This window comes from Streptomyces sp. Ru71, from assembly GCF_002920535.1.
Taxonomy (GTDB): Bacteria; Actinomycetota; Actinomycetes; order Streptomycetales; family Streptomycetaceae; genus Streptomyces.
Genome location: NZ_PQSS01000002.1, coordinates 64168 through 80764 on the forward strand (window position 1 = coordinate 64168; position 16597 = coordinate 80764).

13 protein-coding genes are annotated in these 16597 nt (G+C 73.3%); 1 reads left to right on the forward strand and 12 read right to left on the reverse strand.

Annotated elements, in window-relative coordinates:
* Positions 1–7: 7 nt before the first annotated feature.
* The 9 genes from menD to C3489_RS01590 all read right to left on the reverse strand — a co-directional run bounded on the left by menD (position 8) and on the right by C3489_RS01590 (position 10737).
* On the reverse strand, positions 8–1732 hold the full coding sequence (menD, locus tag C3489_RS01545; protein WP_103778993.1) for a 2-succinyl-5-enolpyruvyl-6-hydroxy-3-cyclohexene-1-carboxylic-acid synthase: 1725 nt from the start codon (positions 1730–1732) through the stop codon (positions 8–10).
* A complete protein-coding gene (locus tag C3489_RS01550) occupies positions 1716–3218 on the reverse strand; it encodes an NAD(P)/FAD-dependent oxidoreductase (protein ID WP_181139458.1) in 1503 nt (500 codons plus the stop codon). Before C3489_RS01550 ends, menD begins: the two co-directional genes overlap by 17 nt.
* Positions 3208–4770, reverse strand: coding sequence for a class I adenylate-forming enzyme family protein (locus C3489_RS01555; RefSeq protein ID WP_103778997.1), 1563 nt, complete (start codon positions 4768–4770; stop codon positions 3208–3210). Before C3489_RS01555 ends, C3489_RS01550 begins: the two co-directional genes overlap by 11 nt.
* Positions 4770–5327: a flavodoxin family protein gene (locus C3489_RS01560; protein WP_103778999.1), complete on the reverse strand. Its 558-nt coding sequence runs from the start codon at positions 5325–5327 to the stop codon at positions 4770–4772. The genes C3489_RS01555 and C3489_RS01560 overlap by 1 nt, the downstream gene beginning before the upstream one ends.
* Positions 5324–6070, reverse strand: a complete 747-nt coding sequence (locus C3489_RS01565) for an SDR family NAD(P)-dependent oxidoreductase (protein WP_103779001.1) — start codon at positions 6068–6070, stop codon at positions 5324–5326. The genes C3489_RS01560 and C3489_RS01565 overlap by 4 nt, the downstream gene beginning before the upstream one ends.
* Positions 6071–6657: 587 nt before the next feature.
* On the reverse strand, positions 6658–7641 hold the full coding sequence (locus tag C3489_RS01575) for an o-succinylbenzoate synthase (RefSeq protein WP_103779005.1): 984 nt from the start codon (positions 7639–7641) through the stop codon (positions 6658–6660).
* Positions 7638–8108: a helix-turn-helix domain-containing protein gene (locus C3489_RS01580; protein ID WP_103779007.1), complete on the reverse strand. Its 471-nt coding sequence runs from the start codon at positions 8106–8108 to the stop codon at positions 7638–7640. The genes C3489_RS01575 and C3489_RS01580 overlap by 4 nt, the downstream gene beginning before the upstream one ends.
* Entirely contained in the window at positions 8105–9790 is a 1686-nt protein-coding gene (locus C3489_RS01585; protein WP_103779009.1) for an AMP-binding protein, read from the reverse strand. The genes C3489_RS01580 and C3489_RS01585 overlap by 4 nt, the downstream gene beginning before the upstream one ends.
* The gene (locus C3489_RS01590; protein ID WP_103779011.1) at positions 9787–10737 is read right to left on the reverse strand and encodes a helix-turn-helix domain-containing protein; all 951 of its coding nucleotides are present in this window, start codon (positions 10735–10737) and stop codon (positions 9787–9789) included. Before C3489_RS01590 ends, C3489_RS01585 begins: the two co-directional genes overlap by 4 nt.
* A gap of 226 nt (positions 10738–10963) precedes the next feature.
* On the opposite strand from C3489_RS01590, the gene hisC reads away from it, so the two are divergent.
* Positions 10964–12025 carry a histidinol-phosphate transaminase gene (gene hisC, locus C3489_RS01595; protein ID WP_103779013.1) on the forward strand — a complete coding sequence of 354 codons (1062 nt, stop codon included), beginning with the start codon at positions 10964–10966 and terminating at the stop codon, positions 12023–12025.
* A 69-nt stretch (positions 12026–12094) separates the two neighbouring features.
* On the opposite strand, the gene aroA is transcribed toward hisC, so the two are convergent.
* Genes aroA through tkt form a run of 3 tightly spaced genes read right to left on the reverse strand, consistent with a single transcriptional unit; the run spans position 12095 to position 16586 of the window.
* Complete coding sequence (gene aroA / locus C3489_RS01600) at positions 12095–13333, reverse strand: 3-phosphoshikimate 1-carboxyvinyltransferase (RefSeq protein WP_258054525.1); 1239 nt, start codon at positions 13331–13333, stop codon at positions 12095–12097.
* Complete coding sequence (gene tal / locus C3489_RS01605; RefSeq protein ID WP_103779015.1) at positions 13330–14463, reverse strand: transaldolase; 1134 nt, start codon at positions 14461–14463, stop codon at positions 13330–13332. The genes aroA and tal overlap by 4 nt, the downstream gene beginning before the upstream one ends.
* Entirely contained in the window at positions 14460–16586 is a 2127-nt protein-coding gene (gene tkt / locus C3489_RS01610) for a transketolase (RefSeq protein ID WP_103779017.1), read from the reverse strand. The genes tal and tkt overlap by 4 nt, the downstream gene beginning before the upstream one ends.
* Positions 16587–16597 lie beyond the last annotated feature (11 nt).

Here is a 16597-nt window from a genome sequence, read left to right on the forward strand (position 1 = left end):
TGGCTGGTCAGCCGACCAGGGCGGGGGCGTCGGCGGTCCGCAGTCCGGCGGTGACGCGCTGCCGCGTGTGGGCGTGCAGCTCCCTCAGCCGGGTGCGGGCGACGGGCACTTCGAGGACCACGGGGCGCTCGCCGGCGCGGGCCGCGGTGAGCGCGGGGCCGAGCGCGTCGGGCCCGACGGTGCGGTGGTCGACGCCGTAGGAGGCGCACAGGGCGGCGAAGTCGACGTTCTGCGGGGCGCCGTAGATGCGCTCGAAGGTGTTGCCGTACGGTGCGGAGCGGTACTTGGGGTGGCCTTGTTCCAGGACTTCGAAGATGCCGCCGCCCGCGTCGTTGGAGACGACGATCACCAGGTTGTCCGGGACCTGTTCGAGGACGCCGGTCTGCAGGCCGACGGCGTCGTAGGCGAAGGTGAGGTCGCCGACGAGGACCACCACCGTGCGGTCGGGGTTGGCCAGGGCGGCGCCCACGGCGGAGCTGATGTTGCCGTCGATGCCGGCCACGCCGCGGTTGGACAGCACCCGCACCCCGGCGGGCAGCGAGCCGGTCAGCGACACGTCACGGACCGGGTTGGACGCGCCCACCCACAGCAGGTCGCCGGGGCGCAGGGCGCGCAGCACCGCGTCCGCGACACCGGCGCCGGTGGCCCGGTGGCCGGACTCGTCGAGCACCTCGGCCCAGGTCCGGCGCAGCACGGCGTCCAGGCGGGTGAGCCGTTGCGCCCACTCCGGGCCGACCGTGCCCTCGAAGACCGGGTTCGCGGTGAGCACGTCGATGTGCGGGGCCGCGTAGACCCAGGCGTCGTCGCCGTCGCCGATCAGGACGGCGGTGACGTCGGGCCGGGCGAGCAGGGTGCCGACGTTGCGGTGCAGTGTCGGGCGGCCGGCGATCAGGACCTGCTCGGGCCTGACGTGGTCGAGGACCCAGGGGTGCAGGGCGGTGCGGCCCTGGAGGTCGACGGTGGGTTCGGCGACCACCGGGACGGACGCGGGGATGCCGGTCAGGTCGGCGCCGTCGCCGGCGACCAGGACCGTCGGGCGGGTCAGGTCGACGCGGTGCGGGGCCGCCGCCCTGCGGTCGCGTTCGGCGGTGCGGAACCACGGCTGCGCGTCGTCGCGCCCGGCCGGGAAGCGCACCGCGCGGTCCTGGGGCGGGATGCCGGACGGCAGCGGCACGTCGATCTGGACCGGTCCCGGCCTGCCCGCCAGGCGTCCGGCGCCGATGCCGAGCGCGTGGCAGATCTGGGCCCGCACGACCCGGTTCATCTCGTCGGCCCGCTCGGGCACCTGGAGGTGCTGCACATGGCGCACCTGCGAGGTGAGCAGCTCGGCCTGTTCGACGGTCTGCGAGGCGCCGGTGCCGAGGACGGACAGCGGCCGGTTGGCGGTCACCAGGACCAGCGGGACGCGGGAGTAGTGGGCCTCCGTGACGGCCGGCAGCAGGTTCGCCACCGCCGAGCCCGAGGTGGTGACCACCGCGGCCGGGGCGCCCGTCGACTTGCTGACGCCGAGCGCGAGGAACGCGGCGGAGCGCTCGTCGAGGCGGACGTGGAGGGTGATGTCGCCGGCGTCCGCGCGCCGGGTGAGCTCGAATCCGATGGGGCCGTTGCGGGAGCCGGGGCAGTAGACGAAGGTCCTGACGCCGCCGCGGACGAGTTCGTCGACGACGACCGCCGCGGTCACGGCCGGCTCCACCGGCTGCGCGGCGGGGCCCGGTTCAGTGTGGTGGTTCATGGTTCTGGGTCTCCAGACACTGGCCGATCTCGGTGCGGACCGGGTTCGGGTCGGTGGCGGTCAGGCGGTCCCAGGGCCAGTGGCCGAGGATGTCGGAGGAGGCGGTGGTGACGTACACGCCCGGCGGCAGGGCCGTCCCGCCGTCCAGGAGGGTCGCGGTGCGGGCCCGCCATGCCCCGTCGGGGAGCAGACCGCTCGCGACCGGGGCGTCCGGGGCGCCGACCAGCACCACCGGGTGCGGGGGCCACGCGGTGTCCCGCGTGCCGTGCAGCACCATGCGGGAGCCGGTGAACTCGGCGGTGGCCCAGGGCGGGAGCGGTGCGCCGTCCGTGGTGCGGGGCCGGCGCGGGTGGATGCAGGCGGTGCGCTGGATCTCGGAGCGGCGAGGACGCTCGGGGGCCTCGGCCGGGGCGGTGGTTCCGGTGCGGCCGACCCAGCGGTCCGTGGTCGCCTTGATCGCGCCGAGCTCGTCGTCCATCTCCGCGTGCCGCAGGGCGGCGTAGCGCAGCAGCGCGGCGGGGATGTCCTGCCGGTCGCCGGCCGCCTTGTCGCACAGCTGGCTCGCGAGGGTGAAGGCGTCCTCCAGGGCGTTGTTCATGCCGCGTCCGCCGGCCGGTGACTGCATGTGGGCCGCGTCGCCGATCAGGGCGATGTGGCCGTGCGCGAAGGTCTCGGCCAGGGCGACCGTGACATGGAACTCGGCCTGCCAGGTCGCGGTGTCGGCGAAGAGCGGGAAGCCGTGCTCCGCGGCGGTCTTCATCAGGAAGTCGGCCGGGTCGGCGTCCGGGTCGAGGACGGGGACGACGACACGGGTGCCGCCCGCGGGCAGCGGCACCGAGACGAGGGTGCCGCGCCGGCCGACCCAGGTGATCGAGGCGTCCCGGGGGAACAGCTTCTGGGTGTCGGTGAAGTCGAGCAGGGCGAAACGGGAGGCGTAGCGTTCGCCGACCGTGTCGATGCCCAGCTGCCGGCGGACCACCGAGTGGGCTCCGTCGGCGCCGACCAGCAGGTCGGCGGTGAGTTCCTCGGTCGTGCCCGCCGCGTGGTCGACGCCGACCCGCGGCCGGCCGTCGGGGCCGGTGGTGACGGAGGTGACGGTGGCGCCGCGTACGACGGTGGCGCCGAGGGCGCCGGCCCGGTCCTGGAGGATCTCCTCCAGCTCCCCCTGGGGGAGCGTGCGGAAGGCGTACGGGCCGAGGTCCAGGTCTCGTTCGCCGTCGTCGGAGGCGAAGCGCAGCCGTTCCACGAGGTGGCTGACCTCGCGCACCCGGTCGCCGACGCCGAGGGTGTCGAGGAGGTGCATGGCCGGCGGCCACAGGGTCGGGGCCCGGGTCCCGGCGCGGCGCTCGGCGAGCTGCTCCAGGACGGTGACCTGCCAGCCGGCGGAGCCGAGCAGGGCGGCCAGGGCGAGTCCGGCGGGGCCCGCCCCGGCAATCAACGCGGTCGATTGCCGGGGGGCGGCCAGGCCGGCGGCCTCAGGCCGCACGGGTGACCTCGCGGCGCAGCAGCTCCTCAAGGCGGTTGCGCTGGATCTTCATGGTGGCGGTGCGCGGGAACTTCTCGAAGGGCAGGATCACCGGCGCCTCCAGGCGCGGCATGTCCGCCACGCACGCCCACCAGGCGTCCCAGTCCATCTCGTGGCCGTCGGCCACCGAGATCACTGGCTGCGGGTCGCCGTCGGCGGTGCGGACCAGGACGACCTCGTTGAGGAAGTCCAGCTTGTCCAGGAGGACGTCCTCGATCGCCAGCGTGCTCTTGACGTCGTCGATGAGGTCGACCTGCCGGTCGTGCAGGGAGAGCTGGCCGTCGGGGCCGATCTCGCCCTGGTCGCCGCTGTTCCACCAGCCGTCGCGCAGGTTCTTCTCGAACCGTTCCTCCTCGCCGTAGTACGTGACGGCGCGGCCCCGGGACGACATCTCGATGATGCCCTGCCGGCCGGGCGGCAGCGGGTCGCCGTTCTCGTCGACGATGCGGACCTCGGTGAAGTTCGGCATGCCGTAGCCCATCCCGCGGGCGTCGCTGTGCCGCAGCAGCTCGCGGGTGTTGGCGCGCACCACCATCGGGCCGCACTCGCTCTGCCCGTAGACCTGGAGGTAGACCGGGTCGGGCTGCTCCGAGGCGTTCAGGTACTTGAGCATCGTGCCCTTGTTGACCGCGTCGAACGTCGAGTGCACGTACTGGACGCTCGCGAAGACCGACGGGTCCCGGTCGACGATGGAGGTCCAGCGCACCAGGTGGTTGGGGTGCGATTCGAGGGCGAGCGGCCGGTACTGGCGCAGCAGCGCCTCGACGTTGTCCTCCCGCGGGTCCCCGATGTTGAGAAACGAGAAGCCGTACGACATCAGCGAGGCGATGCCGATGTTGAAGCGGCTGTGCACCGGGGAGACGTGGAAGGCCACCAGGCCCTGCCGGTCGACGAACTTCAGCACCCGGCGCTGCCAGGTGACGCGCCAGCCCATCGACGTCGGGGAGTGGGCGATGAACTTGGGGATGCCGGTGGTGCCGGAGGTGTGCGTCATGTAGGCGATCTCGCCCACTCCCGGCTTGCGGCCGGGGCCCTGGGCGGTGTCGACCACGCTGTCCCGGATCACCTGGGTGGTGAGCTTGCGGGTCTCGTCGACCGAGGTGATCGCGGCGGCCTTCTCGCCGGTGGCGGCGTCGAAGACCAGCCACGGCTGCTTGAGGCGGGCCGCCATGACGGTGACGGTCTGGGCGTCCAGGTGCGGGGAGATCATCACCGGCACGGCGCCGGCGTAGGAGACGGCCACCGCGAGCAGGTAGCTGTCGAACAGGGCGGACTTGTAGATGACGACGTGGTCGCCGGGTTCGATGCCCTGTGCGATGAACTGCTCGCCGCGCCGGGCGACGGCGTCCGCCGCCTCGGAGTAGGTGACGTGCAGTCCGATCTCCGGGTACGCCGACAGCGGCGCGTCGAGGTGGATCACCGAGTCCGGGCTGGCGTCGGCGGCCTGGCGGAAGTTCTCGTACAGATAGAGCGGTTGGGACGTGGGGTCGGCGATCTCCTTGAACTTGAACATCAGCGGGCACCTCCGGCGATCGAGACGAGACGGTCAACGAGGTAGCGCATGGCGGCGAGGTTCTCCTCGGGCACGTTGTCCGGCTCGCGCCCGGACACCGAACTGATCCCGTAGGGGTTGCCGTTGAGCGGGGTGTGCTGCTCGGGGCCGGTCAGGCCGGCCGGCACGATGACCGCACCCCAGTGGTAGAAGATGTTGTTGAAGGCGAGGACCGTGCTCTCCTGGCCGCCGTGGTTGGTGGCCGTGGAGACGAAGGTGGTCATGAACTTGTTGGCGAGGCCGCTGCGCAGGTGCAGCGGCAGGGTCTGGTCGATGAAGTGCTTGACCGGGGCCGACATGGAGCCGTACCGGCCGGGCGTGCCCCACAGGACGATGTCGGCGTCGACCAGGTCCTCCAGGGCGGCCTTGTGGACCTCGGCGGTGCGCTCCGCCTCCTCGATCTCCGGGAGGCGGTGGACGGCGACCTCGTGGCCGAGGCTCTCGGCGTGCGTGGCGGCGGCCTGGGCGAGCAGATGAACGTTGCCGCTGAGGCTGTGGTAGATGACGGCGATCTTCACAGCTCGGTCCCCATCGACACGTCGAGGCGCTGACCGGTGATGGCCTGCGACTTCGACTGGGCGAGCAGGCCGATGATCTCGGCGATGTCCTCCGGCTTGGCGATCTTGCCGAGGGCCGAGGTGGCGCGGGTCGCCGCGGCGGCCTCGTCGTTGCCGCGCAGCCAGCCGGCGTTGATGTTGGTGTCGACGACGCCCGGGGCGAGCAGGTTGACGGTGATGCCCTTCGGGCCGAGCAGGACCGCGAGGTTGGTGGTCAGGTACTCCAGGGTGATCTTGCTCATGCCGTAGCCGGTGAGCGCCGGGTAGGCGTAGCGGGTCAGGCCGGAGCCGGTGAAGACGATCTGGCCGCCGGGGGAGGTCATCCGCTCCGCGGCGCGCACCGCGAGCCCGTACGGGGCGACGGTGTTGATCTGCAGCAGGCGGCTGAGCTCCTTCTCGCCGAGCTGGGTCGGGTCGCCGAAGGGCGCGATGCCGGCGTTGAGGTAGACGAAGTCGAGCGTGCGGCCGGCCAGGGCCTCCTCGACCTCGGGCCACAGGCGGTCGACGGCGTCGATGTCGGAGAAGTCGGCGGTCAGAGCGGTGGCGGTGACGCCGAACTCCTTGACCTCGGTGGCCAGTTCGTCCAGGCCGTCCGGCGTCAGGCTCTGCACGATGAGGTCGTAGCCGAGCTGGGCGAGACGCAGGGCGGACGCCCGGCCGATGCCGCTGCCGGCGCCGGTCACGAAAGCCACGGGGTTGCTCATGGAGATGCTCCTCTTGATCACGGGTGCCGTGAACGTCCTTGCACGGCGGGGGAGTTGCCCGACAGGACCTCCTGTCGGCGGGCCGTTTCCGGCTCTGGTGAAGAGCTTCGCCCGGGGCAAGAAGTAGTTCAAGTAGGAACTTTTAAGTGCCTATATGGTCGGCGGACCCGCGCTGAGCTGCGGGCATACGGAAGCGACGGGCACCCGCACGTGCCTACTTGTCGTTCAGGGGGCCGGCCGCGGAGGATGTGCCGGAAACGCCGAAACGGCCACCGGAGCCTCCGGTGGCCGTTTCGGCACCGCCTCTTCGGGCGGTGGTGAGGGGATGTGCCCCTAGGCCCTGTCGTTTGGATCATCCCGGCGTCGCGGGGTCTGGCACACGCATCTGCGGCGTTGTCGTCGGTTGCCAACTCCCCCAAGCTCTTCGAGCAGGGGGCACCCCCACCGCGTTGTCGCCCTCCTCCGCCTTGCAGCTGCACGCTCCCCCACGCTCGAATCGAGCTCGCGCGGGGGCACCCCCATCGCCCCCGCTCGGGCCGGCCGAGAGGCACCGCGTCTCTCAGCCGGCCTGATCCAAACGACAGGGCCTAGGACGGGGTGAGGGCCAGTGTCCCGGTCAGCCGCGTGTGCCACCACGCGGCCCGGTCGGGATCGGTCTGCCGGTGGCGCCGGAGCAGCTCCGGGTCGGGCTCGGGCACGGCGGACGGCACGGCGAGGAAGCCGTCGACCGGACGCAGGGCCTGCCCGGCCGGCACCAGATCGCCGGTGAGCAGGCTCAGCGTGCCCAGACCGCAGGCGAAGTCGAGCTCGGGCAGCGCGGCGGCCAGGGCGACCTGCGCGGCCAGGCCCACACTGGTCTCCAGGGCCGACGACACCACGCAGGGCAGTCCCGAGGCCTCGGCCACCTCCAGGGCGCGGCGTACGCCGCCGAGCGGGGTGCACTTGATCACCGCGACGTCCGCGGCGCCGGCCACGGCCACCTTCAGCGGGTCGTCGGCCCGCCGGATGGACTCGTCGGCGGCGATGCGCACCTCGACCCGGCGGCGCACGGCCGCCAGCTCCTCCACCGTCGCGCACGGCTGCTCGACGTACTCCAGGCCGCCGGCGGCCCGGTCCAGCTGCCGGATGCGGGTGACGGCGGTGTCCACGTCCCAGCGGCCGTTGGCGTCGACCCGGATCCTGCCGCCCGGGCCGAGCGCGTCACGGACCGCCTCGACGCGGGCCAGGTCCTCGGCGTGGGAGTCCGGGTGGTCGGCCACCTTGACCTTGGCCGTGCCGCAGCCCGAGCGGGCCACGACGGCGTGGGCGCGCTCGGGGCCCACGGCCGGCACCGTGGCGTTGACCGGTATCCGGTCCCGCACCGGCGCGGGCCAGCCGCGCGTGACCTGCTCGACGGCGGTGGCCAGCCAGGACGCCGCCTCACGGTGGCCGTACTCGGGGAAGGGGCAGAACTCGCCCCAGCCGCGCGGGCCGCGCACCACCATGCCCTCGCGCACGGTGATGCCCCGGAAGGCGGTGCGCATCGGGATGGCGTAGACATGGGATTCGGTGAACCCCTGCTGGTCGTTCATCGGGTGGTGACGGCTCCTTCCCGGGAAGCGGCCCGGCCGGCGGGGCCGTAGAGCGTACGGCGGGCGAGCACCTCGGCGATGTTCTCCTCGGCCCAGGCCTTGAGCGACTGGATGATCGGGATCAGGCCCTCGCCGAGCTCGGTGATGTAGTAGTCGACCCTCGGCAGCTTCTCCTCGTAGTCCACGCGCAGCACCAAGCCGTCGCGTTCGAGGCCGCGCAGCGTCTCGGTCAGCACCTTCTTGCTGGTCTCGGGCATGGCCCGGCGCAGCTCGCCGTACCGCATCGGGGACTGGGAGTGCAGCAGGTAGAGCACGATGGGCGTCCACTTGGTGGTCAGGATCTCCAGGACCCAGCGTGCCGGGCAGTCGTCCGTGGGGCAGTCGTCCAGGACGTCGTCGCGGCGGCCCTCCTGCGTGAACTTCCGCTTCGGAAGGTGCTGCTCGTGCGCGGAGATGGTTGTCGTCATCCGGCCTCCCGGTTCCGTGTTCCTCTGTGGTGCCACGCCGTCCGCCGCAGGGCTCCTGCAGCCTCGTACCGCTCGCGCAGCAGACGTCTGCGCAGCTTGCCGATCCCGGTTTTGGGGACGTCGTGGGCGTCCACCGGGACGATTCGTGTGGCGTCCAGGCCGAGCCGGTCCTTGACCTGGCGGCGCATCAGACGCGCGGCCTCGGCGGGGCGGACGTCGCCGCGCGGGTGGAAGAAGACCGCCAGTTCCTCGCGCCCGTCGACGGACACCGGGCCGGCCACCGTGTAGGAGGGGGTGACGAAGTCCAGCTCCTCGACCACGGCCTCGATCTCGTGGCTGTGGCAGGTGACGCCGCCGCACTCGATGAGGTCGTCGGCCCGGCCGGTGACGGTGAGGAGGCCGCCGTCGACGAAGGCGCGGTCGCCGGTGCGGAACCAGCCGTCCGGCGTGAACGAGCGCCGGTTCTGCACGGGGTTGTCGTGGTAGCCGCGGGTGACGGTGGCGCCGGACACCTCCAGGTGGCCGGGGGTGCCGAGCGGGACGGGGACGCCGTCGTCGTCCACGCAGCGCACCGCCGTCCCCGGCTGCGGCCGGCCGACGGGCACGTACCGCTCGTCGCCGCCGGCCGGGGCGAAGCACATGTCGATGACGCCCGAGGAGGTCTCCGACATGCCCCAGCCCGGGTACATGACGTCGGATCCGAGCCCGTGCGGGCGCAGCAGGTCCAGGAAGGTGCGCACCACCGTGGCGCGCACCGGCTCACCGCCGTTCATGACGTAGCGCAGCGCGCTCAGGTCCAGGCAGCGGCCGCGCAGCCGGTCGGCCTGGTCGTTGAGCAGCTGGAAGGCGAAGTTGGGGGCCCAGGTGGTGCAGACCCGGTGCCGGGCGGCGTCCGCGAGCCAGCGCAGCGGGTCCTGGAGCACGTAGGAGCGGGGGGCGTGCACCTGGTGGGCGCCCAGGTACACGTCCCGGAGATGGAAGAGCACCAGTCCGCCGACGTGGTCCAGCGGCATCCAGTTGTACGACCGGGTGCGCGCGCTCAGGCCGTTGACCCGCGCGGTGGCGGCGCTGCGGGCAAGCAGGTTGCGGTGGGTGAGCGGTACCGCCTTGGGGGTGCCGGTCGAGCCGGAGGTGAGCAGCAGGGCCGCCGGGTCGTCCGGGTCGGGGCGGTGCCGGGAGCGGTCGGGCGGGTTCGCGAGCAGCCGCCGGGTGTCCCCGGCCAGGGCGCGCGGCCAGGCGGGGTCGGCGAGGGTGGCCGGGGCGACGGGCTGGCCGGCGCCGAGGACGGTGCGCGGCCGGCCGTAGCGGGTCCAGGCACAGTGCAGCAGGTCGGCGGCGGAGGCGTGGGCGGCGCCGGGCTCTCCCGCGGCCACCGGCATCGGCACGAAGCCGCCGAGCACACAGGCCCAGAACGCGGCGAGCAGCTCCGGTTCGGAGCGGATCTGGAGCAGCACCGTCTCGCCCGGCTCGGCCCCGGCCGCGCGCAGCCCGCGCAGCATCCGGGCGGCCGCGTCGAGCAGCTGCGGGTAGCTCATCGTGGTCTCGGTGCCGTCCGTGTCCAGGAAGCACAGCCCCTCGGGGTGCCCGTCACGGGCCGCCGCCAGGAGCGCCGCACCGAGGTCGGCGTGGGCCGGGTGCGGGGCGGGGCCGCCGTCGAGGAGCGAGAGGCCTGTACTGCTCATGCGGTGACGTTCTCCTTACGGAACTCCCGCGGCGTGACGCCGTAGCGGTCCCGGAACAGGCGGCTGAAGTGGGAGGCGCCGTAGAGGCCGGCGCGCTCGCCGATCACCGCGACCGGCAGATGGTCCAGGCGCGGGTCGGACAGTTCGCAGCGGCAGCGGGCGAGCCGCTCGTCGCGGATCCAGCGGGCGGGGCTGGTGCCGTGCTCGCGGAACATCTTCTGCAGGTAGCGCAGCGAGATGTTGTAGCGGCGGGCCACCGAGCCCGGGGTGAGCTCGGGGTCGGCGAGGCGCTCGCGGATATAGGCCTGGATGTGCAGCATCAGGGACTGCCGGGCCGCTTCCGGCTCCGCGGCGGCCGACCGCATGCGTTCGGCGAAGAGCGCGCCGGCCAGGCCCACGATGCTGCCGCCGAACAGGTCGAAGGCGGTCTCGATCTCGTCGCCGTGCCGCTGGAATCCGCTCAGCAGCGTGGACATGAAGGCGGCGATGCCGGCTTCCCCGCACCACGGCTGGGCGGTGAGCCGGGCGGCGTCGGCGGCCGTCAGGCCCATCGACCGGTGGCTGACCACGGCCTCCACGAGCCGGAAGGGGCGCGGCATCACCAGCTTGTAGGGGCGGGTGCTGTCGACGCAGACCAGTTCCGGGCAGCGCACCGCCGCGTGTCTGCCGTCCTGCCACAGCAGCGCCTCGCCGGTGAGCGGGCGCAGCACGCGCAGGACTCCCGGGCGGGCGGGGTCGATGGACCGCGCGGGCCGGACCAGTTCGGCCGGGCCGCCGGCGACCAGGCGGACGCGGACCTCGCCGAACCGGCGGCACCGCGTGGTGCCCCGCAGTTCCTCGTCGTGACTGCGCACGATCTGCACCGCACCGCAGCCGTCGGCAGACCCGTCGGCGGTGACCACCTGCGTTGTGTGGGATCTCGACTGGTCCAGGTCCAGCATCTCCATCGCCCTCCCGACCGTGTCCGACTGACGTCAGCGACGTCCTGGACAGAAAAACATCCGCTATCTTCTTTTTTCCAGCTGGATCGGAAGCTTCGATCAGCGGCATATGTCGGAATAAGGCGACGGCCGTGTCCCCGGAATCGAGAAACCCGGTGCGCACTTCGCACATTTCGGAAGTGTGGCTCGCTCTAGTGTCCGTTTTCTCCCTTGAGAAAAGAGACGAGAGAGTATGGTTCTTCAGCCGCGCCTGCGCGCCGACCTGTCCACTCTGCCCCGTTATGTCCCGGGACGGGCAGCCGTGGGAGACCCCGAGTTCAAGCTGTCGTCCAACGAACTGCCCTATGAGCCCCTGCCGTCGGTGCGGGAGGCGGTACGGCGGGAGCTGGGCCAGTTCCACCGCTACCCGGACCCCGGCAGCACCGAGCTGGTCGCCGCGCTCGCGGACCGGCTCGGGGTGCCCGCCGAGCACATCGTGCCCGGAACCGGGTCCGTGGCCGTCACCCACCACCTGGTACGGGCCGCCGCGGGCGAGGGCGACGAAGTGCTCTTCGCCTGGCGCTCGTTCGAGGCCTACCCGCTGATCACCTGGGCGGCCGGCGCCCGGGCCGTGCAGGTCCCGCTGGCCGGGGAGAGCCACGACCTGGACGCCATGGCGGCGGCCGTCACCGACCGCACCCGGGTGATCTTCGTGTGCAACCCCAACAACCCGACCGGCACACCGGTGCGCCGCGACGACCTCGACCGGTTCCTCGACCGGGTTCCGCGGGACGTGCTCGTCGTCCTGGACGAGGCCTACCGGGAGTTCGTCACCGACCCCGACGTACCCGACGGCATCGAGGTGCACCTGAGCCGGCCCAACGTGGCCGTGCTGCGCACCTTCTCCAAGGCCTACGGACTGGCCCGGCTCCGGGTCGGCTACGCCGTCGCGCACCCGCCCGTCGCCGCGGCCCTGCGCGCCTGCGCCATCCCGTTCGGGGTCAGCGGCCCCGCCCAGAGCGCGGCGCTGGCCTCCCTGCGCGCCGAGTCCGAACTGCGCGAACGGGTCGAGCGGGTGGTGCGCGAGCGCGACCGGGTCACCGCCGAACTGCGCACCTCCGGCTGGCAGGTGCCCGGCAGCGAGGCCAACTTCGTATGGCTGCGCCTCGGAGAACGCACCGAGGCCTTCACCGCCGCGTGCGAGGACGCCGGCCTGATGGTGCGGCCCTACCCGGACGAGGGCGTGCGCGTCACGATCGGCACCCCGGCCGCCAACGACCGCTTCCTGAAAGTGGCGCACGACTGGAACGTCTGACCCGAGCGCCCGGTGCCGTACGCGAGAACGGTTCGCGTACGGCACCGGGCGTGGGCTTTTGGGCGCGGACTACCCGAAGAGCCGGGCCAGTTCCTCGTGGAAGCCGGGGAAGGTCTTGCTCACGCAGGCCGGGTCGTCGAAGGTGAGGCCGGGGGCGCGCAGGCCGAGGACGGAGAACGCCATGGCGATCCGGTGGTCCCGGCGGCAGGCGATCCGGGCCGGCACCGGGACGCCCGGACGGACGGTGATCCGGTCCGGCCCCTCGTCCACCGCGATCCCCAGGGCGCGCAGGTTCTGTGCCACCGCCGCGATCCGGTCGGACTCCTTCAGACGGGCGTGCCCGATCCCGGTGATGGTGATCGGCGCGTCCGCGAGGGGCGCGACGGCGGCCAGGGTCATGAAGGTGTCGGAGATGTCGCCCATGTCGACGGTGAAGCCGCCGTGCAGCCGGCCCGTGCCGGTCACCTCCGCCCCGTCCACCGTCAGCCGCACCTGCGCCCCGGTCCGCGCCAGCACCTCAAGGAACCGCAGATCGCCCTGGAGGCTGCCGATCCCGAGCCCTGGCACGGTCACCGTGCTGCCCGTCACGGCCGCAGCCGCGAAGAAGTACGACGCGGTCGAGGCGTCCGGCTCCACGGCGAGGTCGGTGGCCGTGTAGCCGTCCGGCCGCACCCGGAACGTGCCGTCCCGCTCCTCGACGTCGGCACCGAAGCGCCGCATCAGCGCCAGGGTCATGTCGATGTAGGGGCCGCTGACCAGGTCGCGCGCATGGACCGTGAGCGGTGCCCGGGCCAGCGGCGCCGACAGCAGCAGACCGGTCAGGTACTGGCTGCTGGTCGAGGAGTCGAGGCGGACCTCCCCGCCGGCCAGCCCCCGGCCGCGCACCATCAGCGGCAGCCCGCCGTCGGGGCCGGGCACCACGTCGACCCCGAGCAGCCGCAGCGCCTCGGTCAGCGGGCCCAGCGGCCGGGCGCGCAGCTGGGCGGAGCCGTCGAAGAGGACGTCCCCCTGCCCGGCCGCCGCGAGCACCGGCAGGAAGCGCGCGGCCGTGCCCGCGTCCTCGCACCACACACTGGTCGTGCCGGACGGCCCCGCGCCCAGGCCCGTCACCCACCAGTCGCCGTCCGCTTCCCACACCTGGGCGCCGAGCGCCTCGACGCCGTGCCGGAAGGCCACGGTGTCGTCGCTGACCAGAGGGGAGCGCAGCCGGCTCGTGCCGCGGGCGGCCGCGGCGAGCAGCAGGGCGCGGTTGGTGATGCTCTTGGAGCCGGGGATGCGCGCCACCCCGGCGGCCACGGCCGTGCTCACGCCGCCTCCCGCAGCTCACGACGGGCCGCGAGGGTCCCGTCGACCTGGTCCGCCATCTGCTGCCACGAGTCCATGAACGCGGCGAGGGCGTCGTCGGCGAGGCGCTCCGTCAGCGTGTCGAAGTCGATGCCGAAGCACGGCAGCGCACCGAGCACCCGGCGCGCGTCGTCGTACCTGCCGGTGATGCGGTTGCGCCCGTCGGCCCGGCCGTGGTCGGCGACGGCCCGCAAGGTGGCCGGCGGCACGGTGTTGACGGTGTCCGGAGCGGCCAGCTCGTCGACGTAGCGGGTGTCCTCGTACGAGGGGTCCTTGACCCCGGTGGAGGCCCACAGCAGGCGCTGCGGGCGGGCGCCGAGCTCGGCCAGACGGCGCCAGCGCGGGCCGGCCACGCTCCGCTCCCAGCGCCAGTACGCGAGGCGGGCGTTGGCCACGGCGGCCCGGCCGCGCAGCGCGCGCGCCTCGTCGCTGCCCGCGCGGTCGAGCTCACGGTCGACCGCGGTGTCGATGCGGCTCACGAAGAACGAGGCCACCGAGGCGATCCGGGACAGGTCGCGGCCCGACCGGTGGGCCTGCTCAACGCCGGAGAGGAAGGCCTCGACGACGTCGTCGTAGCGGCGCTGCGAGAAGATGAGCGTGACGTTGACGTTGATGCCCTCGGCCAGCGCGGCGGTGGTGGCCCGCAGGCCCTCGGGCGTCGCCGGGATCTTCACCATCAGGTTGGGGCGGTCCACCTCGCTCCACAGCAGCCGTGCCTCGGCGAGCGTGGCGTCGGCGTCGTGGGCGTGGGCCGGATCCACCTCCAGGGACACATAGCCGTCCCGGCCCCCGGTGGCGCGGTGCACGGGCAGCAGCAGGTCGGCCGCGTGCCGTACGTCGTACGTGGCCAGCTCGCGCAGCGCGTCGGCGGCCGGCAGGCGCTTGCGGGCCAGCACGTTCAGGTGCGGGGCGTAGGCCTCGGACGCGCCGGCCAGGGCCTGGGCGAGGATGGTCGGGTTCGAGGTGATACCCACCACCTGGCCGTCGGCGACGACGTCGGCGAGGCTCCCGTCGTCGAGGCTCGCGCGGCTGAGGTGGTCGAGCCAGAGGGAGACTCCGGCCTGCCGGAGCCGTTCGATCGGCGTGTGGGTCATCGGGCACTCCTCCGTGCACGGTCCAGGCTGGTGCGGGCGGCGGCCGCCACCCGCTCCGGGGTGAGGCCGAACTGGCGGTACAGGTTCTGGTAGGGGGCGCTGGCGCCGAACTGCTCGATGCTGACGGCCTGGCCGGCGCCGCCGAGCAGCGCGTACCAGCCGAGCGCGCTGCCGGCCTCGACCGAGACCCGGGCCGTCACGTGCGGCGGCAGCACCTGGTCGCGGTACTCCTGGTCCTGCTCCTCGAACCACTCCAGGCACGGCATCGACACCACCCGGGTGGCGATCGACTCGGCCTCAAGCAGACGGCGTGCCTCCAGGGCGATGGCGACCTCGCTGCCGGTGGCGATCAGCAGCACGTCGGGCTCGCCGCCGGACGCCTCGGCCAGCACATAGCCGCCGTGGACGGCGAGTTCGGCCGGGGCGAGACCGCCCTCGGGCGAGCGGTCGAGGACCGGCACGTCCTGCCGGGTCAGGGCCAGGCCCGCGGGCCGGTCGGTGCGTTCGAGCAGCGCCCGCCACACGGCGACGGTCTCGTTGGCGTCCGCGGGACGCACCACGTCGAGACCGGGGATGGCGCGCAGCGCCCACAGGTGCTCGACGGGCTGATGCGTGGGACCGTCCTCGCCGAGGCCGATGGAGTCGTGCGTCCACACGAACGTGACGGGAAGGCCCATCAGCGCGGCGAGCCGGACGGCGGGGCGCATGTAGTCCGAGAAGACCAGGAACGTTCCGCCGTAGGGGCGGGTGCCGCCGTGCAGGGCGATGCCGTTGAGGACGGCGCCCATCGCGTGCTCGCGGATGCCGAAGTGCAGGGTGCGGCCGTAGCGGTGGCCGGGATACGCGGCGGTCGCGTGCTCCTCGGGCAGGAACGACGGTTCGCCGCGCATCGTGGTGTTGTTGGACCCGGCCAGGTCGGCCGAGCCGCCCCACAGCTCGGGCAGCACGGGGGCGAGCGCGGAGAGCACCTCGCCGGAGGCCCGCCGGGTGGCGACCTGCTCGCCGGGGGTGAACTCCGGCAGCGCCCGGTGCCAGTCCCGCGGCAGCCTGCGCTGCGCGATCCGGTCGTACTCGGCCGCGCGCCGCGGCTGCGCCGTGCGCCAGGCCGCGAACCGCTCCTCCCACCGCGCGCGCAGCCGAGCCCCGCGCGCGACCGCCTGCCGGGTGTGCGCCAGCACCTCGTCCGGCACCTGGAACGCGCGGTCCGGGTCGAGCCCGAGCAGCGCCTTGGTGGCCGCGGCCTCCGCGGCGCCCAGCCGCGCGCCGTGGATCGCGCCCGTGTCCTGCTTGCCCGGCGACGGCCAGCCGATCACCGTGCGCAGGGCCACCAGTGACGGCCGGTCGGTGCGGTCGCGCGCCTCGCTCAGCGCCCGGTGCAGCGCCGCGGTGTCCTCCGCGTACTCACCCGAAGCCGTCCAGTCCACCTGCTGCACATGCCAGCCGTAGGCGCGGTAACGGGCGAGCACGTCCTCCGACGTCGCCACCGACCGGTCGTCCTCGATCGAGATGCGGTTGTCGTCCCACAGCACAACCAGGTTGCCCAGACGCTGGTGTCCCGCCAGCGAGCTCGCCTCATGGCTGATGCCCTCCTCCAGGTCCCCGTCGGAGGCGAAGACCCAGATGGTGTGGTCGAAGGGGGAGGTCCCCGGCTCGGCGTCGGGGTCGAACAGGCCGCGCTCGCGCCGGGCCGCCATCGCCATGCCGACGGCGTTGGCGAGCCCCTGGCCGAGCGGTCCCGTGGTGGTCTCCACGCCGGGCGTGTGCCCGTACTCGGGATGCGCGGGGGTCAGGCTGCCCTCGGTGCGCAGCGCCCGCAGGTCGTCCAGGGTGAGCGGATAGCCGGACAGGTACAGCTGGGTGTACAGGGTCAGGCTGGCGTGCCCGCAGGACAGCACGAACCGGTCCCGGCCGGCCCAGGCCGGGTCGGAGGGGTCGTGGCGCAGCAGCTTCTGGAAGAGCAGATGGGCGGCGGGGGCCAGGCTGATCGCCGTCCCCGGGTGGCCGTGGCCCGCCGCCTCCACCGCGTCGATGGCCAGGCCCTTGGCGACATCGACCGCGCGGCGGTCGGCGGTCGTCCACTCCAGGGCCTGCGTGCGATCCGGCACGGTCAGTTGAGCGGTCATGGTTCCTCTCT